General features: G+C 71.3%; 18 protein-coding genes. 11 read left to right on the top strand and 7 right to left on the bottom strand.

Annotation, left to right across the window (positions count from 1 at the left end):
* Positions 1-27 precede the first annotated feature (27 nt).
* Positions 28-2,838: an FAD-binding and (Fe-S)-binding domain-containing protein gene (locus QM517_RS08225; protein WP_283286493.1), complete on the top strand. Its 2,811-nt coding sequence runs from the start codon at positions 28-30 to the stop codon at positions 2,836-2,838.
* A gap of 64 nt (positions 2,839-2,902) precedes the next feature.
* A complete protein-coding gene (locus QM517_RS08220) occupies positions 2,903-3,127 on the top strand; it encodes a hypothetical protein (RefSeq protein WP_160897514.1) in 225 nt (74 codons plus the stop codon).
* A 57-nt stretch (positions 3,128-3,184) separates the two neighbouring features.
* On the opposite strand, the gene QM517_RS08215 is transcribed toward QM517_RS08220, so the two are convergent.
* A complete protein-coding gene (locus QM517_RS08215; RefSeq protein WP_283286491.1) occupies positions 3,185-4,381 on the bottom strand; it encodes an HAD-IA family hydrolase in 1,197 nt (398 codons plus the stop codon).
* A 101-nt stretch (positions 4,382-4,482) separates the two neighbouring features.
* Between QM517_RS08215 and QM517_RS08210 the strand changes: the two genes are divergently transcribed.
* The 4 genes from QM517_RS08210 to QM517_RS18635 all read left to right on the top strand — a co-directional run bounded on the left by QM517_RS08210 (position 4,483) and on the right by QM517_RS18635 (position 9,185).
* Positions 4,483-5,853, top strand: coding sequence for an FGGY family carbohydrate kinase (locus QM517_RS08210; protein ID WP_283286489.1), 1,371 nt, complete (start codon positions 4,483-4,485; stop codon positions 5,851-5,853).
* Positions 5,854-5,899: 46 nt separating this feature from the next.
* On the top strand, positions 5,900-6,787 hold the full coding sequence (locus QM517_RS08205; protein WP_283286487.1) for a hypothetical protein: 888 nt from the start codon (positions 5,900-5,902) through the stop codon (positions 6,785-6,787).
* A gap of 210 nt (positions 6,788-6,997) precedes the next feature.
* Positions 6,998-7,969 (top strand): LacI family DNA-binding transcriptional regulator, encoded by a 972-nt coding sequence (locus QM517_RS08200; protein WP_283287308.1) that lies wholly within the window; start codon positions 6,998-7,000, stop codon positions 7,967-7,969.
* A 79-nt stretch (positions 7,970-8,048) separates the two neighbouring features.
* On the top strand, positions 8,049-9,185 hold the full coding sequence (locus tag QM517_RS18635; RefSeq protein WP_283286485.1) for an alpha/beta fold hydrolase: 1,137 nt from the start codon (positions 8,049-8,051) through the stop codon (positions 9,183-9,185).
* Between the two features lie 51 nt (positions 9,186-9,236).
* Here the strand turns inward: QM517_RS18635 and QM517_RS08190 are convergent, their stop codons facing one another.
* From QM517_RS08190 to QM517_RS08170, 5 genes are all read right to left on the bottom strand, one after another.
* A complete protein-coding gene (locus tag QM517_RS08190; protein WP_283286484.1) occupies positions 9,237-10,700 on the bottom strand; it encodes a mannitol dehydrogenase family protein in 1,464 nt (487 codons plus the stop codon).
* A 164-nt stretch (positions 10,701-10,864) separates the two neighbouring features.
* Positions 10,865-11,854 (bottom strand): ABC transporter substrate-binding protein, encoded by a 990-nt coding sequence (locus QM517_RS08185; protein ID WP_283286482.1) that lies wholly within the window; start codon positions 11,852-11,854, stop codon positions 10,865-10,867.
* Between the two features lie 60 nt (positions 11,855-11,914).
* Complete coding sequence (locus tag QM517_RS08180; protein ID WP_160897359.1) at positions 11,915-12,997, bottom strand: ABC transporter permease; 1,083 nt, start codon at positions 12,995-12,997, stop codon at positions 11,915-11,917.
* A complete protein-coding gene (locus QM517_RS08175) occupies positions 12,994-13,770 on the bottom strand; it encodes an ATP-binding cassette domain-containing protein (RefSeq protein WP_160897360.1) in 777 nt (258 codons plus the stop codon). Before QM517_RS08175 ends, QM517_RS08180 begins: the two co-directional genes overlap by 4 nt.
* Positions 13,767-14,465: a nucleoside/nucleotide kinase family protein gene (locus QM517_RS08170; protein ID WP_283286478.1), complete on the bottom strand. Its 699-nt coding sequence runs from the start codon at positions 14,463-14,465 to the stop codon at positions 13,767-13,769. Before QM517_RS08170 ends, QM517_RS08175 begins: the two co-directional genes overlap by 4 nt.
* Before the next feature lie 234 nt (positions 14,466-14,699).
* On the opposite strand from QM517_RS08170, the gene QM517_RS08165 reads away from it, so the two are divergent.
* The 5 genes from QM517_RS08165 to xylB all read left to right on the top strand — a co-directional run bounded on the left by QM517_RS08165 (position 14,700) and on the right by xylB (position 20,053).
* Entirely contained in the window at positions 14,700-15,428 is a 729-nt protein-coding gene (locus QM517_RS08165) for an SDR family oxidoreductase (protein ID WP_160897361.1), read from the top strand.
* 313 nt (positions 15,429-15,741) lie between these two features.
* The gene (locus tag QM517_RS08160; protein WP_160897362.1) at positions 15,742-16,227 is read left to right on the top strand and encodes a glutathione peroxidase; all 486 of its coding nucleotides are present in this window, start codon (positions 15,742-15,744) and stop codon (positions 16,225-16,227) included.
* A gap of 100 nt (positions 16,228-16,327) precedes the next feature.
* Positions 16,328-17,224, top strand: a complete 897-nt coding sequence (locus tag QM517_RS08155; RefSeq protein ID WP_283286475.1) for an esterase/lipase family protein — start codon at positions 16,328-16,330, stop codon at positions 17,222-17,224.
* A gap of 102 nt (positions 17,225-17,326) precedes the next feature.
* A complete protein-coding gene (xylA, locus tag QM517_RS08150) occupies positions 17,327-18,514 on the top strand; it encodes a xylose isomerase (RefSeq protein ID WP_160897364.1) in 1,188 nt (395 codons plus the stop codon).
* Positions 18,515-18,661: 147 nt separating this feature from the next.
* Entirely contained in the window at positions 18,662-20,053 is a 1,392-nt protein-coding gene (xylB, locus tag QM517_RS08145; RefSeq protein ID WP_283286472.1) for a xylulokinase, read from the top strand.
* 144 nt (positions 20,054-20,197) lie between these two features.
* Here xylB and lpdA read toward each other — a convergent pair whose 3' ends face one another.
* Positions 20,198-21,595 carry a dihydrolipoyl dehydrogenase gene (lpdA, locus tag QM517_RS08140; RefSeq protein ID WP_283286470.1) on the bottom strand — a complete coding sequence of 466 codons (1,398 nt, stop codon included), beginning with the start codon at positions 21,593-21,595 and terminating at the stop codon, positions 20,198-20,200.
* Position 21,596: the final 1 nt, after the last annotated feature.

The following is a 21,596-nucleotide window of genomic DNA, read 5'->3' as shown; positions in this document are numbered from 1 at the left end:
TCGTCCGCTGAGTCCGAAGGAGCCGGCATGACCGTCGCCGCGACCGACCTCGCCCCCGCGATCGCCGCGGCGGTCTCGGACCCCTCGCGCATCCGCACCCGGGCGATCGACCGTGTCGCCTATGCCAACGACGCCTCGCACTACCTGCTCACCCCCGCTGCCGTGATCGTCGCCGCGGACGCGGCCGAGGTCGGCGCGATCCTGCGCGCGGCCACGGTATCCCGCACCCCGGTCACCTTCCGCTCGGGCGGCACGAGCCTGTCGGGGCAGTCGTCGGGCGACGGACTGCTCGTCGACGTGCGCCAGGGGTTCGGGCGCATCGAGGTGCTCGACGGCGGGCGGCGCGTGCGCTCGCAGCCCGGCGCGACCGTGCGGCAGGTCAACGCGCGGCTGCTCCGGCACGGGCATCGTCTCGGCCCCGACCCGGCGAGCGAGGCCGCGTGCACCATCGGCGGCGTCGTGGCGAACAACTCCAGCGGCATGGCCTGCGGGACGGTGGAGAACTCGTACCGCACGCTCGACGGTCTCGTGCTGGTGCTGGCATCCGGAACCGTCATCGACACGGCCGCCCCGGACGCCGATCGCCTGCTGCACGAGCGGGAGCCGGCGTTGGTGGAGGGGCTCATGCGCCTGCGCGAGCGGGTCGTGGGCGATGCCGCGAGCGTCGCGCTCATCGAGCGCCAGTTCGCGATGAAGAACACCATGGGGTACGCCCTCAACGCGTTCCTCGACTTCGACACCCCCGCAGCGCTCCTCGCGCACCTGGTCGTCGGCTCCGAGGGCACGCTCGCGTTCGTCGCCGAGGCGACCTTCCGCACCGTGCCGATCCGTCCCGCGATCGCGACGACGCTCGCGGTGTTCCCGACGCTCGACGCGGCCACGCGGTCGCTGCCGGCGCTGGTGGCGACGGGCGCGGCGACGCTGGAGCTGATGGATGCCACCTCCCTCCGCGTCGGACAGCGTCTGGCCGGGACTCCCGCCGCCATCCACGGCTTCGAGGCCACGACCCAGGCGGCGCTGCTCGTCGAGTACCACGCGGACGACGTCTTCGCGCTGCGAGACCTCGCGGACGCCGGGGTGCGCGTTCTCGCGGAGCAGCCGCTGCTGGACCCCGTCGTCTTCTCGAGCGACGCGGCCGATCGGGCGGCGGCCTGGAAGTTCCGCAAGGGCCTCTACGCCTCGGTCGCCGGCGCGCGTCCCTCGGGGACCACCGCGCTGCTGGAAGACGTGGTCGTTCCCGTCGAGCGCCTCGCCGACACGTGCGAGGGCCTGCAGCAGCTGTTCGGGCGCTTCGGTTACACCGACAGTGTGATCTTCGGCCACGCCAAGGACGGCAACATCCACTTCATGCTCACCGACCGCTTGGAGGGGGCGCGGGCGCTCGGCCGGTTCGAGGGCTTCACTGACGCGATGGTCGACCTGGTGCTGGACGCCGGCGGCAACCTCAAGGCCGAGCACGGCACGGGTCGCGCGATGGCGCCGTACGTGCGGCGGCAGTACGGCGACGAACTGTACGACGTGATGGTCGAGCTGAAGCGTCTGCTCGACCCGAGCGGCATCCTGAATCCGGGCGTGATCATCGACGACGACCCGACCGCGCACATGCAGAACCTCAAGACGCCGGTGTCGATCGAGCCCGAGGCCGATCGGTGCGTGGAGTGCGGGTACTGCGAACCGGTGTGCCCGAGCCGCTCGATCACGCTCACCCCGCGGCAGCGCATCGTCGTGCGGCGCGCCTCGGCCGCCGCCCGCGAGCGCGGCGACGGGGCCCTCGTCGCGGAGCTGGCGAAGGACTACGACTACGACGGCGTGCAGACCTGCGCCGTCGACGGCATGTGCCAGACCGCGTGCCCCGTGCTCATCAACACCGGGACGCTGATGAAGCGTTTCCGCCGCGAGGACGCCAACCCCGTGCTCGCCGCGGGCTGGTCCGCCGCGGCGACGGGATGGGGAGCGGTGACGCGGGCGGGAGCCGCCGCCCTGAGCGTGGCGTCGGCTCTGCCCACGCCTGCCGTGCGCGCGGTGACGGATGCCGCCCGCGCGGTGCTCGGAACCGACACGGTGCCGCGATACGCCGCGGAGCTGCCGGGCGGCGGACCGTCTCGTCGGTCGCTCGGTTCGCGGGTCGGTGCGCCGGGCGTCGAGCCGGTGGCGGTGTTCCTGCCCGCGTGCGTGGGCAGCATGTTCGGGCCCGCCGACGGGATCGGTGCGACCGCTGCGTTCACGCGCCTGCTCGAGCGGGCCGGGGTCGCGGCGGTGGTGCCCGACGGGATCGACGCGCTGTGCTGTGGCACGCCGTGGTCGTCGAAGGGGTACGCGAAGGGGCACGCCACGATGTCGGAGCGGGTCCGCGCCGCGGTGCGCGCGGCCTCGCGCGACGGCGCCCTCCCGGTCGTGTGCGACGCGTCGAGCTGCACCGAGGGGTTCGCGGCGACGCTGCGCGACGAGGGCGTGACGGTGATGGATGCCGTGGCCTTCGCGGCATCCGCTCTTCTTCCGCGCCTCACGCCGACACCGGTGGCAGAGCTGCTCGCGCTGCACCCGACGTGCTCGTCGACGCAGTTGGGCATCGACCCGGCGCTGCGGCTGGTGGGGGAGGCCGTGGCGAGCGAGGTGCGCGTGCCCGACGCGTGGGGCTGCTGCGCTTACGCGGGCGACCGTGGGATGCTGCATCCCGAGCTGACCGAGGCGGCGACCGCTCCCGAGGCCGCGGAGGTCGTCGGGTGGAAAGCCGATGCGCACGCGTCGTGCAACCGCACGTGCGAGCTGGGGATGACGAAGGCGACGGGGGAGTCGTACGTGCACGTGCTGGAGCTTCTGGAGCGGGCGACGCGGTAGCCGACCGCATCTGCCTCCGGTGGCGGGGTGGTGCCGGTGCCGGTGCGGGCTTCAGACTGCTCTCATGGCGAGGATTCACGCGATCGAGGGCATCGAATGCGCGCCCGTGTTCCTCGTGGCCGACCACGACCCGCAGTCAGTCAGTGAGGACGACTTCGTGTCAGGTGTTCCGCTGACCGATCTCATCGAGCGCCTCCGGCCCGGACAGCGCGTGTACCTGGTCGACTACGCTCGCGTGCCCGGCCGCACGCGACTCACTCGACTCGCTCCGCACCCGGGCGACGGCTGAGCCGGTCGCGCGTGAAGATCGGGCGCCGGCGGCGGAGCATCGCGCGCGACTCCCGGGTCAGGCCGGCACCAGCCGCAGGGCCCCCGCCGGCGTGAGCTCGAGTCGCACGGCATCCAGACCGTCCACCACCAGGTCGGCGGCCAACTCCTCCTCGGCGGTCGTGCCGGTGAGGGCGATCACCGCGCACCCCGCGGCGCGGGCCGCGGCGATGCCGGCCGGGGCGTCCTCGACGACGAGGCAGCGCGCCGGGTCGACGCCCAGGCGCTCGGCGGCGAGGAGGAACGGCTCCGGGTCGGGCTTGCCGTTCACGACGTCATCGACGGTGACGAACACCGCGGGACGCTCGTAGCCCGCCGCCGCCAGGCGCGCGGTGGCGATCGGCACCGAGCCGGAGGTCACGATGGCGCGGTGCTCGGGCGGCACCGACGCGAAGAACTCCGCCGCGCCGCGGATCGGCCGCAGGCCCACCGCATCCGCCACCTCGAGATCGGTCACGTGCGCGAGCGCTTCGGCGTGCCGATCGGCGGGCAGGAGATGGCCCACGAGCGTGCGCGCGGGCTGGCCGTGGTTGGCGTGCAGAGCCTCCATCGACACGTCGAAGTGTTCGGCGAAGCGGCGCCAGGAACGCACGACGGATGCCGTGGAGTCGACGAGCGTGCCGTCGAGGTCGAACAGCACCGCGTCGAACTCGCGCGCGAAGACCGCGGCATCGCGGTCGACCGGGCGCCTCAGACCGAGTGCGGGGAGCACACGGGCGAGCTGCTGGGCGGTCGTGAGCTCGGAATCCACGGCGATCACGGGGATCGCGGGCGCGACGGCGGGGGTGTCGGGACGGTGCACGTCCCGCGCGGCGCCGCGCGCGTGGCGCCGAGACGCGAGCACGGCGGGATCGCCGTCGACCCGGATCACCACGGGCTCGGCGGGGCGCAGCGCGTCGCGCAGGGCGTGCCAGTCGTCGCCGCCCGACAGCTCCGCGGTGAAGGGCGCGACGACGACGACGCTGCCCGCGGTGGAGAGTGCGTCGGATGCCGTCGCGCGTAGTGCCGCGTATCGACCGGAGCGGATCGCCGCGGCGTGGGACGAGGTGAGCCAGTGTCCGCCGAGGGCGTCGGCCGGGAGCGCTTCGAGCAGCGGCGTCGTGACGCTGTCGAGGTCGACGAGCGGAGCGCGCAGCCGCGCGGCGATCGCCCGGCCCAGCGTGCTCTTGCCGCTTCCGGCGGGACCGGCGACGACGACGGCGAGCGGATCGGGCATTTGACACGACGACGGCATACCTCCACCATAGACGTAGCAAGTCACCGGTGTCATGCTTGAAATTCCGGGACTCGAGGAAGTTCCGGAAAGGACGGCCGCTCATGCGAGACACCGGTGACATGATTCCGGCTGCGTCGCGCCTCCACGCGGGCATCGACCTCGGCAGCACGGGCATCAAGATGCTCGTGATCGACGACGCCGGCGCAGAGATCGCCGGAGCGCAGGTGCCGACGCCGTGGCGTGTCGGCCCGGGCGGAACCACCGACCTCGACGCCGACGATCTCCTCACCGCCGTCCGGACGCTGATCGACCTCGTGGATGCCGACCTGGCTGCTCTCACCTCGGAGCCGCTGACGTCGTTGGCCGTCGCGGGCATGGGCGAGACCGGCATCCTGATCGACGCCGACGGCCGGGCCGCAGCCCCCGGCTTCGCCTGGTTCGACCCGCGCGGGTGGGAGCAGATCGCCGCCTTCCCCGCCGAGGTGCGCGACGAGTTCGCCGGCCGCACGGGCCTGCCGCTCGGCGCTCAGGTGAGCGTCGCGAAGCTCGCGTGGCTGCGCGACCAGGGCACCGACCTCGTGGGGCTCCGCTGGCTCGACCTCCCCGAGTTCGTCGTCGCGGCCCTCGGCGGCGACGTGGCGCTCGAGCTCTCGCTCGCCTCGCGCACCGGTCTCATCGACCAGGACTCCGGCGCGGCCTGGCCCGCGATGCTCGACGCTCTGGGCGTCGACGACGCTCTGCTGCCGCCGCTGCGGGGTGGCGGACTGCCCTGGGGGACGGCATCCGGCGCCTTCGGACCCCGTGTCGCGGGCGCCGCGCTCACGGTCGCAGGGCACGACCACCTCGTCGCAGCCCAGGCCAACGGCACCCTGGATGCCGACGGATACCACGTCTCGCTCGGCACGGCCGAGGTGCTGCTGCGGGTGCTCGACCGCCCCCTCGGCTTCGCCGCTCGCCGGCGGCTCGCCGAGGCCCTCATCAACGAGGTGCGCCACGTCGTGCCCGGCAAGCACGTGCTCGTCGCCGGAGTGAAGACCGGGCTGCTGCTGCGCCGGGCGCTGCACGCCGCGGGGATCAGCGATCGCGCCGGACGCGATGCCCTGGACGCCGCGGTGATGGCCCTTCCCTCCGAGGGCGGGCTCCCGGCCGGCGCGATCGAGGTCACCGGTGCCCGCAACGACGACGGCGTGCTGCGTCTGACGCTGCACACCGAGGCGAGCCCCGCCGAGATCTTCGGGGCGGTGCTGCGGCACAGCAACGACGAGATCGCCGCCCTCATCGCCGCGATGGACCGCGAGGTCGCCCCCGCCACCCACTCCACCCTCACCGGCGGCTGGGCGGGCATGGCCTCCGTCCGCCGCGCCCGCGCCGAGGTGCTCCCGAACCCCACCCTGTCCACCCGCGAACAGGACGTCGCGTGGGGAGCCGCCGACATGGCGCGACGCCTCGTCTCGGCATCCGTCCCCTCCTGAACACCCGCGCCCACCCGCGCGCGAGAACCCCAGAGAAGAGAAGATCATGAACGAACTCACCACCCTCGAGCGCCGCGCGCTCCAGTCCATCAGCACCCCCGACGGCCACATGCTCATCGTCGCCGCCGATCAGCGCAACGGCATGAAGGCCGCCATCAAGGACGCCCCGAACGGCTCCGACGCGATCACCCGCGAGGAGCTCGCCGAGGTGAAGGCCGACCTCGTGCGCCACCTCGCGAACCACGCCCCCGCGATCCTGCTCGACCCCGAGGTCGCCCTCCCGCAGATCGTCGACGACGGCGTGCTCGCCCGCGACACCGCCCTCGTCGTCGGTCTCGACGCCTCGGGTGCCGAGACGGTCGACGGCCTCAAGTACACGCGCTACGTCCCCGGCACCACGCCGCACTCCATCCGCGAGCAGGGCGCCGACGTGGCCAAGATGCTCTGGTACACCCGCCCCGACAAGCAGGATGCCGACTCTCGCGTCGCGCACGAGATCCGCGACCTGGTGAAGGCGTGCGACGAGGAAGGGCTGCTCCTCATCGTCGAGCTGCTGACCTACCAGCTCGAGGGGGAGAGCGACGAGGAGTACAAGGAGAAGTTCGCCGACCTCGTCGTCGACGGCGCAGCCCTGGCCGTGGCGTGCGGCGCGAAGATCCTCAAGCTGCAGTACCCCGGTTCGGCCGAGGCGAGCGCGCGCGTGACCGCGGCCGCCCAGGGCGTGCCGTGGGCCGTGCTCTCCGCCGGCGTCGACCACGAGACCTTCATCGCGCAGGTGCGCACCGCCGTCGCCCACGGCGCCTCGGGTGCGATGGCCGGCCGGTCGCTGTGGAAGGACAGTCTCTCCATCGACGCCGACCGTCGCGAGGAGCTGCTCTCGGGCCGCGCCCTGCCGCGCCTGCGCGAGCTCGCCGACGCCGTCGACGGCCGCTGAGGTGATCCCGCCCGCCCGGCATGCGGCCGTTCCCCCGCGGGTGCACGCGGGGGAAGCGGGCCGACCTGTCCGGCGGGCGGGATCGGCTCCCGCGTCGCAATCGGCGGTTTCGTCGCGCGTCGCGGTCGGGAAGGGCACCGGCGCGTGCCGGATAGGGTTGCCAGTCGAAGCCTTCACCCGCCCACACCCCGGAGGTGTCTCGTGACCACGATGCGTGACGTCGCCCAGCGGGCCGGGGTGAGCACCAAGACCGTGTCGCGCGTGTTCAACGACGACCCCCACGTGCTTCCCGACACCCGCGCGCTCGTCGAGGCCGCGATGCGCGAGCTCAACTACGTCCCCAACGCCCTGGCGACCACCTTCCGCGCCGGGCGGGCCTCGGTCATCGGGGTGGCCGTTCCCGACGTCGTCGATCCGTTCTTCGCCGCGATCGCCCGAGCGGTCGAGGACACCGCACGGCGTCGCGGGCTCTCGACGCTCGTGACGAGCCTGGGCGAGGACCCGGATGACGAGCGCCCGGCATTGGAGTCGCTCCTGGGCCGGCAGCTGACCGGTCTCGTCATCGCGCCCGTCGGCACCGACCACTCGTGGCTCGAACGCTGGCGCGGCCACACCCCCATCGTCTTCGTCGACCGCGCGCCCGTGGGGTTGTCCACCGACACGTTCACCGAGAACGACGAGGCCGGTGCGCACCTGGCGACCACCCACCTGCTCTCGCACGGACACCGGCGCATCGCGTACGTCGGCGACATGGTGCACCTGTCCACCGAGACCAACCGCGTCGAAGGCTGGCGCCGCGCGTTGCATGAGGCCGGCGTCGCCGTCGACGAGGGACTCGTCGTCTCTCGCGTCTCGGACCGTGCGTCGGCGGCATCCGCTGTCGACGGCCTTCGCACCCTCACCGATCCGCCCACGGCCCTCTTCTCGGCGAACGCGCGTTCGTCGATGGCCCTCGCCCACGTGCTCCGCGGGCGGCCGATGCCCTTCGTGGGCTTCGGTGACTTCCCGATGGCCGACACGCTCACGCCCTCGGTCACCGTCATCGACCAGGACCCGCGCCGCATCGGCGCACTCGCCGCGGAACGCATCTTCGCGCGGCTCCAGCCCGGTGGGGGGCCGGGGCTCGAAGACGTCACCGTCATCGACGTCTCGCTCATCGAGCGGGAGTCCTGCGGACTCTGATCCGGTCCTCGCGGGCGGCTACGGTCGACAGGGGCGCCGGATGGGCATTCCGGGGTCCGCCGAGAGAGGGAGTCTGAAAGTGGTGCGTGCGGTCCTGATCGGCCTCGGCCTCGCCGCGGCCGCCGTCGCGGTCGTGCACACCGCCGTCGCCGGATACGTGGCACGCCGTCTCGTGGCGCCGCGGGCGCCGAAGGTGTTCGCGCCGGTCACGATCGTGGGCGACACGGTCTCCGTCCCCACGACGGTGGAGAGTCTCGAGCCCGGCACCTACGGCCTTCGGCTCGACGACGGCACGCACGTCATGGTCGGCGAGGTGGTGCGCCGAGACGGTGATCGCGTCGTGCGGTCGGTCCTCGCCCGGCCCGACGATCTGCGCGACGGCGTCTCCATCGCCGCGTGGACGACGCAGAACATCGACGCCCCCGAGGACGTCGGGCCCACGCGGCACGTCTCCGTGCCGCTGCGGCGCGGCGGGACCGCGGACGCGTGGGAGATCGGTGACCCCGCGGCGGCCGACGGGCGGTGGACGATCCATGTGCACGGCCTGCGGTCCAGTCGCCACGGCGCACTGCGATCGGCGCCCGCGACGACCGATTCCGGGTGGATGTCTCTGGTGGTGTCGTACGCCGGTGACGACGAGTGCGCGCCCGCCGACAGCCTGCCCTCGAGTCTCGGGACGCGCGAGTGGCGTGACGTCGACGACGCCATCGCCTACGCGATCGGGAGGGGCGCGCGCGAGATCGTGCTGGTCGCGTGGTCGATGGGCGGCACGATCGCCATGCTCGCGGTCGAACGGTCGACGCATCGCGCGGCGGTGACGGGTCTCGTGCTGATCGCTCCGGCACTGGACTGGACGCGGGTGGTCGAGAACGCCGTCACCCGGGCGCGCCTCCCGCGCTCCATCGCCTCGTCGTCGATGCGCGTTCTGCGCAGCCGGATCGGCGCCCGTGCCCTCGGCCTCATCGAATCGGTCGACGCCCGAGCGCTGACCTGGGTGGGGGAGGGGCGACCGGGGCCGCGCCTGCCGACCCTCATCGTGCACGCCCGCACCGACCCCGTGGTGCCGTTCTCGGGATCGGTGGCCTACGTGGCACGGCATCCGGATGCCGAGCTGGTCGCGTTCGACGCGACGGGTCACTGCAACGAGGCCAACCAGGAGCCGGAGCGGTTCCGTGCCGCGATCGCCGGGTTCTTGGGGCGTCTGCCGGGACGGTGAGCGACGCTCGACGCCGGGTCGAGGCCCCGCGGCAGCGCCGGCGAGTCGCCCTCAGCCGCCGGTGATCTCGGCGATCGCGCCCCGCGCGCCGCGCTCGGCCAACGTCGCGCGTGCGGCGAGATACGCCGTGCGCAGGCGCGCGTCCTGCCCGAGATCGCCGAAGACGGGCGCGTAGTCGAGCAGCGCCGCCGGGTCGTGGGCCACGATCGCGCGCAGTTCGTCGAGACGACTGTCCACCGCGGGGGTCTCCTCACCCGTCTCCGTGCGGCCTTCGAGGAAGACGCTCCACGCCGCGAGCACGAGGGCGGCGTGGTCGATGCGCCCGCCGGTGGAGAGCTGCTCGCGCACCACGGGGAGCAGGAACTTGGGGAGCCGGTCGGACCCGTCCACCACCTGGCGCGCGAGCGTGTCGCGGATCGCTTCGCTGCTGAACCGCGCGATCAGCTGGTCGCAGTAGGCGTCGAGGTCGATCCCCGGTACCGGGCGCAGCGTCGGGATGGCCTCGTCGTGCATGTACCCCTTCAGGAACGCGACGAACAGCTCGTCGGTGCACACCTCGTGGACGTAGTGGGCCCCCGACAGGATGCCGAGGTAGCTCATCGCCTGGTGCGAGGCGTTGAGCAGGCGCAGCTTCATGAGTTCGTACGGCTCGACATCGTCGACCAGCTGCACTCCGGCCCGCTCGAACGGCGGGCGGCCGAGCGGGAAGGCATCCTCGAGCACCCACTGCACGAAGGACTCCGACCGCACCGGCCACCGGTCGTCGATGCCGAACTCCTCGGCGACGGCGGCGCGCGTCTCGTCGGTGGTGACGGGGGTGATGCGGTCGACCATGGAGTTCGGGAACGACACGTTCTCGGCGATCCACCCGGCGAGCGCCGCGTCGCGCCGCTCCGCGAAGCCGAGGAGCGCCGCGCGTGCGACGTGGCCGTTGCCCTGGATGTTGTCGCACGACATCACCGTGAAGGCGGGGATGCCGGCATCCCGGCGCCGGCGCACTCCCTCGGCGAGGAGCCCCATGACGCTGCGGGGCGGGGTGGCCCCGTCGAGGTCGGCGAGGGTCGCTTCGTCACGCGGCGCGTAGGTCCCGGTCGCGTCGTCGATGCCGTAGCCGCCCTCGGTGATGGTGAGAGAGACGATGGCGGTGTCGGGGTCGGCGAGCGTGGCGATCACGGCCTCGGGGCCGTCGGGGACGAAGAGGTAGTCCACGATCGAGCCGACGACGCGGGCTTTGGACGAGCCGTCGGGAGCGGTGGTGACGAGTGTGTAGAGGCCGTCCTGCGCGTCGAGCGCGTCGCGCATCGCGGCGTCGAAAGACAGCACGCCGACGCCGCACAGGCCCCAGTCGCCGTGGCCGTCTTCGAGCAGTCGGTCGAGGTACATCGCCTCGTGCGCCCGGTGGAACCCGCCGACGCCGAAGTGCACGACGCGCCGGCGCACCGCGGCGCGGTCGTACGTCGGTACGGAGACATCCGCCGCGAGGGTGGCGAGGGCGGCGGTGGTGAGTTCGGTCATGCGGGGCTCCGTGTACGGGGGCGAGGGCGTGTGCGTGAGGGGTCGTTTTCTGTCGCCGGGGATGCCCTGTGGCGACAGTTTCTGACTCCTCACGCGGGTGAGGGAGGGGGGTGGATGCCGGGGCCCTTTCGCGCGTGCGTGGGGGTCCCGGCATCCGGGGGTGGTCAGCAGGAGGACTTGTAGACCGCGTCCTTGCCGTCGGTGGTGATGTTGTCTTTGGTGAGTATGGTGAAGCCGGTCTGGATCTTCGCTTCGGTGGCGTCGCCCTTGAGGGCGGCGATGGCCTGGGTGACGCCGTCGGAGCCGATGGTGGCGGGTTCTTGGGCGACGAGGGCTTGGACGGTGCCGGCTTCGAGGGCCTTGACCTGGGCGGGGCCGGCGTCGAAGCCGACGATGGTGACGGCGCCTTGCTTGCCGGCCTGCTGGACGCCGGTGGCGGAGCCTTCGGCGGCGAAGAGGTTGGCGGCGAAGATGCCGACGATGTCGGGGTCCTTCTGCAGCGCGGCGGTGACGATCTCGGCGGCGGTGGAGGGTTCGTTGTGGGAGTACTGCACGCCGACGGATTCGAACTTGGAGTCCTTGGCGACGGCGTCTTCGAAGCCCTTCGCGCGGGCGTCGGTGGTGGACACGCCGGGGTCGGTGGAGACGACGAGGACCTTGCCGCCGTCCGGGTTGGCCTTCTGGATCGCTTCGAACGCGGCGGCTCCGCCGCCTTCGTTGTCACTGGAGATCTGCGAGACGACACCGGAGGGGTCGTCCAGGGTGGTGTCGACGAGGACGACCTTGATGCCCGCGGCGATGGCCGCGTCGATGGGGGCCTGCATCGCGGACACGTCGGTGGGGGCGATCAGCAGCGCGTCGGGCTTTGAGGCGACGACGGCGTCGACGATGGGCTTCTGCAGGGTCGGGTCGAACTTCTCCGGGCCCTGGGTGGTGACGGTGGCGCCTTCCTTCTCGGCCGCGGCCTGGATGCCGCACTGCATCGAGATGTAGAACTCATCTCCCGCCACGCCCTGCACGAACGCGATCTTGTAGCCGCCGTCGGATCCGCCGGACGCACCGCCCGAGGCGGTCCCGCCGGAACATCCCGCGAGGGTCAGGGTCGCTGCCATGCCGAAGACCGCCAGTGCGGTCGCCTTCTTGTTCCACTTCATTGTGATCACCGTTCTTGTTGTCGGGTTGGAGGGTTTGTGAGGAAGGGATGCCGCCGCGGCTCAGCCGCGCCGACCTCCGCTGAGGAACTTGCGCCAGAGGGTCTGCGAGTTGCCGCGGGTCGCGGCGGTGCGGCGCACCTGGTCGACGTAGACCGCCGTGATCAGCACCGCGCCGACCGCCACCTGCTGCCAGAAGGGCTGCACGCCGGTGATGACGAAGCCGTTCTGCAGGACCGCGGGGATGAACAGGCCCACGACGGTGCCCATGATCGTGCCGACGCCGCCGAAGAGGGAGGTCCCGCCGATGACCACGGCCGCGATGACGTTGAGGTTGGTCTGCGACTGGCCCGCGATCGCGGTCGTGGAGAACTGCGAGAGCGACAGGATGCCGCCGAGCCCGGCCAGGGCACCGGAGATCGTGTAGATCTTGATCAGCTGCGCGTCGACCTTGACGCCGACGCGACGGGCGGCGATCTCGCTCGATCCGACGGCCAGCGTGTAGAGGCCGAAGCGGGTGTAGTGCAGCACGATCGCGCCGATGACGACGACCACGAGCGCGATGACGCTGATGATCGGCACGCTGCCGAAGACGTTTCCGTATCCGATCGAGACGGTCAGCACGGTGGGGACGTCGCGGATGTCGACACCGCCGGTGAGGATCTGCGCGAGCCCCAGCGCCATGCCCAGCGACCCCAGCGTCACGATCAGCGGCGGGATCTTCGCCTTCGCGATGAGGAAGCCGTTCAGGAGCCCCCAGCACACGCCGCTCAGGATGGCGACCAGGATGCCGACGATCGCGACGCCCCAGCCCTCGCCGCCCATCGCCCGCATGACGATGGCCGCGACGACACCCGAGAACACCAGGACCGATCCCACCGAGAGGTCGATGCCGGCGGTGATGATGACGTAGGTCATGCCGACCGCGAGGACGGCGAGGATCGAGGCGTTCTGGATGATCAGGCGGAAGTTGGTCCACTGCGCGAACGAGTCCGGCGCGATGATGCTGAAGACGATGATGATCGCCAGCAGCACCAGCAGGATCTGGAAAGCCTGGGTGCGCAGGATCGCGCGCACCGGGTGGGTCTTCTGGTTGTCGAGGGTGCCGATGGCGACGGTCTCGGTGGGAGGGGTCTTGACGCTCACTTCTGGTCGTCCTTCGTGACGGCGCCGGTCATGAGCCCGACGAGTTCTTCCATGGAGGTGTCCGCGGCCTGGATGTTCGCGACGCGCGTGCCCAGGCGCAGCACCTGGATGCGGTCCGACACGTCGATGACGTGGGGCATCGAGTGCGAGATGAAGACCACGGCGATGCCCTTGTCGCGCACGCGGCGGATGGTCTCGAGCACGTTCTTGGTCTGTCGTACGCCCAGGGCGGCGGTGGGCTCGTCAAGGAAGACCACCCGCGAGGCCCAGTGCACGGCCCGGGCGATCGCGATCGCCTGCCGCTGCCCGCCCGACATCTCGCCCACGGGCGACGTGAGGGAGCGCACGGTCGCGCCGAGCTCGTCGAAGGCGGCGCGCGAGGCGAGCGCCATGTCCTTGGTCTTCATGAAGCCCAAGGCTCCGGCGAGACCGGGGCGACGGATCTCGCGGCCGAGGTACATGTTCTGCACCGGGTCGAGGTGGGGCGCGAGAGCGAGGTCCTGGTAGACCGTCTCGATCCCGAGGGAGGAGGCGACCTGCGGGTTCGACATGTCGATCGGCGACCCGTCGAAACGGATCTCGCCCTCGTCGACCGCGAGGTTGCCCGAGAGGGCTTTGACCAGGGTCGACTTGCCGGCACCGTTGTCGCCGATGAGGGCCGTGACCTCGCCGGGGTAGACCTCGAAGTCGACGTTGTTGAGGGCCCGAACGGATCCGAACTGGCGCGACAGACCCCGCGCCTGCAGCACGGGCACAGCCGTGGTGGTGCTCATGAGGATGCTCCTTCGTGGTGGCCGACGCCCCCGGCGGGGCCGTCGGCGACGGTGACGACGAGGTCGGCCCGGCTGCGACCGCGTTCGACGACAGCGGCGTTGCGCTCGTCGACCTCGCGGACCCAGGCCACGGCCTCGTCGTAGGGGTGGTCGTAGGAGAGACGGCGGGCGACGAGACGCTCGCGGCGGGCGTGCGCGTCGATGTCGAGGTACCAGACCTCGTCGAGGCGGGATGCCACGGCATCCCAGCCGTTCTCGTCGTGCAGCAGGTAATTGCCCTCGGTGATGACGAGGGGGACGCCGGCGCCGACGAGCACCGCCGAGCCGATCGACTCCTCGAGGCCGCGGTCGAAGCGCGGCGCGTAGACCTCGTGTCCGGTGCGGATGCGATCGAGCAGGGCGACGTAGCCGTCGACGTCGAACGTGTCGGGAGCGCCCTTGCGGTCGCGGCGACCGAGGCGCACGAGTTCGTCGTTGGCGAGATGGAAACCGTCCATGCCGACCAGGACCGCGTCGGCGCCGAGGGCGGCGAGCAGGGCGTCGCTGACGGTGGACTTGCCCGCGCCCGGCGTTCCGCACAGACCGAGAACCCGACGCTCGCCGGCGGCCACGAGCTGGCGGGCACGGTCGACGAGGTCGTCGAGGTGCACGGTCGCGGCGGCGATCGGCGCGGCGTTCTCCGAGGTGTGGGTCACGGCGTTGTGTCCTTCCGGGCGACGTCGCACGTCTCGGTGCTGCGCCGGTGAAGCGGTCCGGCGGGGGTGGCCGCCGGTCGAACTCCGGTTACGGTAAGCCCACCGTGACACCGGTGTCAACACCCGTGATCAATTCGTCATGACACCGAAGTCATCCGCGTGATTCTGTGGTTATCATGGGCCGCGACGACATCGACGTCGTCCCCGCCCTCAGGACCCGCGAAAGAGCTTCCCATGACCGAATTCACCGACCGCACCATCCTCGTCACCGGAGCCGGCGGCGGCATCGGCGGGGCGACCGTGCGCCACCTCGTCGCGGCCGGAGCAACGGTTCTCGCGGCCGGGCGCACCGCCGACAGCGTCGAGGCGATCGCCGCCGAGACCGGCGCCGAGCCCGTCGTCTTCGACCTCGAATCCGAGGAGGAGATCCGCGCCGCGATCGAAGGGCGCGACCTGTACGGCGTCGTCAACTGCGGTGGCTGGGGCGGCGAGATCGCGACCCCGATGGACACCGACATCGACGTGTTCGACAAGGTCATGAGCATCAACGCCCGCGGGTCGCTGCTCGTGACCAAGTACGCCTCGCGCGAGATGATCCGCGTCGGCAAGGGCGGCGCGATCGTCAACGTCTCCAGCCAGGCCAGCCTCGTCGCGCTCACCGGGCACATCTCGTACGGATCCTCGAAGGCGGCGCTCGACAACATCACGCGCGTCTCCGCCCTCGAACTCGGCGGCTACGGCATCCGGGTCAACAGCGTGAACCCCACGGTCGTCATGACGCCGATGTCGGCCTGGTACTGGGGTCGCCCCGACATCGAGGGGCCGTTCCTCGAGGCGATGCCTCTGCACAAGTGGGCCACCGAAGACGACATCGCCGCCCCCATCGTGTTCCTCCTCAGCGACGGCGCCGGCATGATCTCCGGCGTCTCGCTGCCGATCGACGGCGGCTACTCCAGCCGCTGACCCGGATGCCGCGGGGCGGCGCCGCGGTGGGCGGCGTCGTTCCGTGGTCTCGACGCGAGGCGGCTCCGCCCGTCGGAGCCGCAGACCCGGCGTGGGCTTCGTGCTGCTGCCGCAGCATCCGCATCCGCCGCATCCGCCGTGCGCCCGGCGCGCCCGCCCCCGCCGCCCCAGCGTCCGCCGTGCCGCCCCCGCCGTCGAGTTCGCGATAAACGCGATCCGCGGCCATAAACGCGACGACAGCGCGTTTCTGCGCGCGGATCGTGTTTATGGGGAATCGAAGCCCACCCATAGCGCCCGGTGTCAAAATCGGAGCATGGACCTGTCCGGCATCCCGATCACCACCATCCGTGGCGAGCAGACCACCTTCGGCGCCCTCACCGAGGGCAAGGCGGCGCTCGTCGTCAACGTCGCCTCGCGCTGCGGCCTCGCGCCGCAGTACGAAGCGCTCGAAGCTCTGCACAAGAAGTACGCCGACCGCGGGTTCACGGTGATCGGCTTCCCGAGCAACCAGTTCCTGCAGGAGCTCAGCGACGAAGAGAAGATCGCCGAGTACTGCTCCGCGACGTGGGGCGTGACCTTCCCGATGTCCGAGAAGGTCAAGGTCAACGGGCGCAGCGCCCACCCGCTCTACCAGGAGCTCACGCGGACCCCGGATGCCGAGGGCAAGAAGGGCCGCATCTCGTGGAACTTCGAGAAGTTCGTCGTCTTCCCCGACGGTCGCGTCGTCCGGTTCAGCCCGCGCACGCAGCCGGACGCCCCCGAGGTCGTCTCCGCGATCGAAGAGGCGCTGCCGCACTGACGCGCGTTGATCGAGTGTCCAAGACACGCCGCATCGACCACAGGGCGTACGGCGTGTCTTGGACACTCAACGGACATGCGCGGCTCGATAGCCTGAGCGCATGACCGATGCCGTCGTCCTCGTCTCCGGCGGAGCCGCCATCACGCCCTACACCGACCCCGAGCACGCGGCAGCGACCGGGCTCGCGGCGGGCAACACGATGACCGCCCTCCGCGCGCACTTCCTCGCCCGTGGCATCCGCGTCTTCACGGCTCCCGCCCGCATCGGAGCGGGGGAGGTGCGGGAGGATGCCGGATGGCAGGGTTTCTCCGACGTGCCGGTGGTGCTGCCGGCCGAGGTCACGATCAACGCCGTCGGCCGCGTCGACGACGCCGGTGTCGCGCTGGCAGGGTTCCTCCGGCATCTCGCCGCCGAGGAGGGCGTCGGCCGCGTCGCGCTCGTCGGTCACTCGATGGGCGGGCTGTTCTCGCGCGCGGCGATCCGCGAGCTGGGCGGCGACGGTCCGCGGGTCGAGCGTCTCGTGACGCTCGGAACCCCGTGGGACGGGTCGGTGCTCGGCGACCTGCTCGACGGCGAGATCTCCGAGGCCGACGCCCACGGCGACCCGGCGACGCTGCAGATCTTCGCCGAGGCGCGTCCGTACGCGGATGCCAACTCCGAAGGCGCCGCGGCCGAGGTGTCGCGGCGATTCCTGCGCGGCTGGAGCGACGCGCAGGCGGGTGTGCTCGACGGCATCCCCGTGACCGCGATCGGCGCCGGCTACTTCGCCGTGGCGGCCGATCCGGTGCAGCTCTGGCCGCACGACGGCCTCGTGTCGATGACCAGCGGACGCGCGGACGAGGTGCCCGCCGCGGTGCTGCCCGAGGTCGACCGGCACTCGTTCCGCGACCACGTGCACAGCATCTTCTTCGCCGAGGGATTCGGTCTCCCGTGGGAGCGGGCGCTGACGTGGGACCCCGAGGTGTTCGCCGTGGTGGACGGAGCGCTCGGACTCTGACGCTGGGGCTGGACGCCGTGGCATCCGGGGTATATGTTGTGAAGACCAACAAAACCTCGTGCGGCGGCGAACCACCGTGCGCATCCATGCGAAGGAGCAGGAATGCCCACCCCCACCCGTGACGACAAGTTCTCGTTCGGCCTCTGGACCGTCGGCTACAACGGCACCGACCCGTTCGGCGGACCCACCCGCAAGCCGCTCGATGTCGTCCACGTCGTCGAGAAGCTCGCCGAGCTCGGCGCCTACGGCCTGACGTTCCACGACGACGACCTGTTCGCCTTCGGCTCCACCGACGCCGAGCGTCAGACGCAGATCGACCGCCTGAAGGGCGCGATGGATGCCACGGGCATCATCACCCCGATGGTCACCACCAACCTCTTCTCGGCCCCGGTCTTCAAGGACGGCGGCTTCACCTCCAACGACCGCCAGGTGCGCCGCTTCGCGCTCCGCAAGGTGCTGCGCAACCTCGACCTCGCCGCCGAGCTCGGTGCGAAGACGTTCGTCATGTGGGGCGGCCGCGAGGGCGCCGAGTACGACTCCGCGAAGGACATCCGCCAGGCGCTCGAGCGCTACCGCGAGGCCGTCAACCTCCTCGGCGACTACGTCACCGACAAGGGCTACGACATCCGCTTCGCCATCGAGCCGAAGCCCAACGAGCCCCGCGGTGACATCCTGCTCCCGACCCTCGGTCACGCGATCGCGTTCATCGACTCGCTCGAGCGTCCGGAGCTCGTGGGCCTCAACCCCGAGGTCGGGCACGAGCAGATGGCCGGCCTGAACTTCGCCGCCGGCATCGCCCAGGCGCTCTACCACGGCAAGCTCTTCCACATCGACCTCAACGGTCAGCGCGGCATCAAGTACGACCAGGACCTCGTCTTCGGCCACGGCGACCTGCACAACGCCTTCGCGCTCGTCGACCTGCTGGAGAACGGCGGCCCCGGCGGCGTCCCCGCCTACGACGGCCCGCGTCACTTCGACTACAAGCCCTCGCGCACCGAGGACGAGTCGGGCGTGTGGGACTCGGTCTCGGCGAACATGAACACCTACCTGCTGCTCAAGGAGCGGGCCGCAGCCTTCCGCGCCGACCCCGAGGTGCAGGAGGCGCTGGAGGCCGCGAAGGTCCTCGAGCTCGCGCAGCCGACCCTGAACGAGGGCGAGTCGTACGACGACCTGCTCGCGGACCGCTCGGCCTACGAGGACTTCGACACCGACGCGTACCTCGGCGGCAAGGGCTTCGGCTTCGTCCGTCTGCAGCAGCTCGCCACCGAGCACCTGCTCGGCGCACGCTGATCCCGGGAGGGGCCTGGATGCCACGGCATCCGGGCCCCTCTTTCCGTCGAGTGTCCAAGACACGCCGCATCGCTCGCACGTGAGACGGCGTGTCTTGGACACTGAACGGGATGCCGCACCGCTGCGGCGCGAACAGAGGGAGTGAGCATGGCGCTCGTCATGGGAGTCGATTCGTCGACGCAGTCGTGCAAGGTCGTCGTGGTCGACGCCGACACCGGGCGGGTGGTCCGCGAGGGGCGCGCGTCGCACCCCGCTGGAACATCGGTCGATCCCGAGGCGTGGTGGATCGCGCTGCAGGATGCCATCGCGCAGGCGGGCGGCCTCGACGATGTCGCGGCGGTGTCGATCGCGGGCCAGCAGCACGGCATGGTCGCGCTCGACGCGGAGGGGCGCGTCATCCGCGACGCGCTGCTGTGGAACGACACCCGTTCGGCGCAGGCCGCGACCGACCTCATCGCCGAGGTGGGGGCCGAGGCGTACGCCGAGCGCACGGGCGTCGTGCCCGTGGCATCCTTCACCGCCACGAAACTCCGGTGGCTGCGGGATGCCGAACCCGAGAACGCGGCGAGCGTCGCCGCGGTCGCGCTGCCGCACGACTGGCTCACGTGGCGCCTGCGCGGCTTCGGTCCGGGCAACGCCGACTTCACCGAGCTGACGACCGACCGTTCGGATGCCTCGGGCACCGCGTACTGGGGAGCCGACGGCTACGACCGCGAGCTGCTCGTGCGCGCTCTGGGACACGACGCGGTGCTGCCGCGCGTGCTCGAGCCGTGGGAGAGCGCCGGGACGCTCGCGGGCGGCGCGCTCGTCGGGCCCGGTGCCGGGGACAACGCCGGTGCCGCGCTCGGTCTGGGGGCGGGGGTCGGCGATGTCGTGGTGTCGCTGGGTACCTCCGGCACCGTCTTCGCCGTGACCGATCATGTCGTCCGCGACACCTCCGGTGCCGTCGCCGGATTCGCGGATGCCACGGGCCGATTCCTGCCGCTCGTGGCGACACTCAACGCCGCCCGGGTGCTCGACGCGTTCGCCGGTCTGCTGGGCGTCTCGCACGACGAGCTGGGCGCGCTGGCGCTGCAGGCCGAGCCGGGTGCCGACGGCGTGGTGCTCGTGCCGTGGTTCGAGGGGGAGCGCACGCCCAACCTGCCGCACGCGCAGGCATCGCTGACGGGCCTGACCCTGGCATCCACGACCCGGCCGAACTTCGCCCGCGCGGCGATCGAGGGGATGCTGAGCGGCCTGGCCGTGGGGCTCGAGGCGATCCAGGCGCAGGGCGTCGAGGTGCGCCGCGTGCTGCTCATCGGTGGGGCCGCCGCGAACGAGGCCGTCGCGCGGATCGCGGCGCAGGTGTTCGACGCCGAGATCGTCGTCCCGGCCGCGGGGGAATACGTCGCGCTCGGCGCCGCGCGCCAGGCCGCGGGGGTGCTCGCCGGCGGTCCGGTGGACTGGACGGTCGCGACGGCCCGGGCCGTCGACCCGGACTTCCGGCCCGCGATCCGCGCGCGCTACGACGAGGTCGCCGCGCTCCGCGCGCGGGAGTAGGCCGCGGCAAGGCCCGGCCTTCCTGGCGCCGAGACTTCATCCGCCTGACATCCCCACCGCAGCGTGCAGTGAATTCGTCAGGCGGGTGCAGTCTCGGCTTCTGCGAGGTGTGCGGGAACCCCGCGGACGACACTGGTGGCCGCGTCAGGCGTTGATCATGTGGCCGGTCAGCCCGTGGAACGCCTCCTGGAGCGCCTCGGACAGCGTGGGATGCGTGTGGACGTTCCGCGCGGCCTCCCAGGCCGTGAGCTCCCACTTCTGGGCGAGGGTGAGTTCGGGGAGGAGCTCGGAGACGTCGGGGCCGATGAGGTGGCCGCCGATGAGCTCGAGGGTGTCGGCGTCGGCGACGAGTTTGACGAAGCCGACGGGTTCGCCCAGGCCGTTGGCCTTGCCGTTGGCGGAGAAGGGGAACTTCGCGACCTTGATGTCGTGTCCGGCATCGCGGGCCTGCTGTTCGGTGAGGCCGAAGGAGGCGACCTGCGGGTTGCAGAAGGTGGCGCGGGGCATGTTGCGGTAGTCGCCGAGGGTCTGGGTCTCGGCCCCCGCGATGGTCTCGGCGGCGACGACGCCCTGGGCCTCGGCGACGTGAGCGAGCTGCAGCTTGGCGGTGACGTCGCCGATGGCGTAGATGTGGGGGACGTTGGTGCGCATGTGGTCGTCGATGTCGATCGCGCCGCGCTCGGTGAGCTTCACGCCGGTGTTCTCGAGGCCGAACCCGTCGACCTTGGGGGCGAAGCCGATGGACATGAGCACGCGGTCGGCGTCGATGGAGCCCTGCGAGCCGTCCTTGCCGGTGTAGGTGACGGTGACCTTGTCGCCGTGGTCGGTGACGGAGTCGACCTTGGTGGAGGTGAGGATGTCGACGCCGTAGCCCTTGTACTGCTTCTGGATCTCCTTGGAGACCTCGGCGTCTTCGTTGGGGAGGGCGCGGTCGAGGAACTCGATGATCGTGACCTTCACGCCGTAGTTCGTCATGACGTAGGCGAACTCCATGCCGATCGCGCCGGCGCCGACGATGACGATCGAGGAGGGCAGCTCGCGGGTGAGGATCTGCTCCTCGTAGGTGACGACGTTCTCGCTGAGGGTGACGCCGGGGAGGAGGCGGACGGTGGAGCCGGTGGCGATGATGACGTTGTCGAAGGTGACCTGCTCGGTCGACCCGTCGGCCTTGGTCACGGTGAGGGTGTGGTCGTCGGTGAAGTGACCGCGGCCCTCGTATTCGGTGACCTTGTTCTTCTTCATCAGGTAGTGGATGCCCTTGACGTGACCGGCCGCGACCGAGCGGGACCGGTCGAAGGCGGTGCCGAAGTCGAAGTGCACGTCGCCGGAGATGCCGAACAGGTCGGCCTTGGCGTGGAAGGTGTGCGCGAGGTCGGCGTTGCGCAGCAGCGCCTTGGAGGGGATGCAGCCCACGTTCAGGCACACACCGCCCCAGTACTTCTCTTCGATGACCGCGACCGACAGCCCCAGCTGCGCGCCGCGCACGGCTGCGACGTACCCGCCGGGACCCGCACCAAGAATGACCAGATCGTAATGAGGCATG

The organism is Microbacterium sp. IEGM 1404 (genome assembly GCF_030056775.1).
Classification (GTDB): Bacteria; Actinomycetota; Actinomycetes; order Actinomycetales; family Microbacteriaceae; genus Microbacterium.
This window is presented reverse-complemented; position numbering and strand designations above follow the sequence as displayed.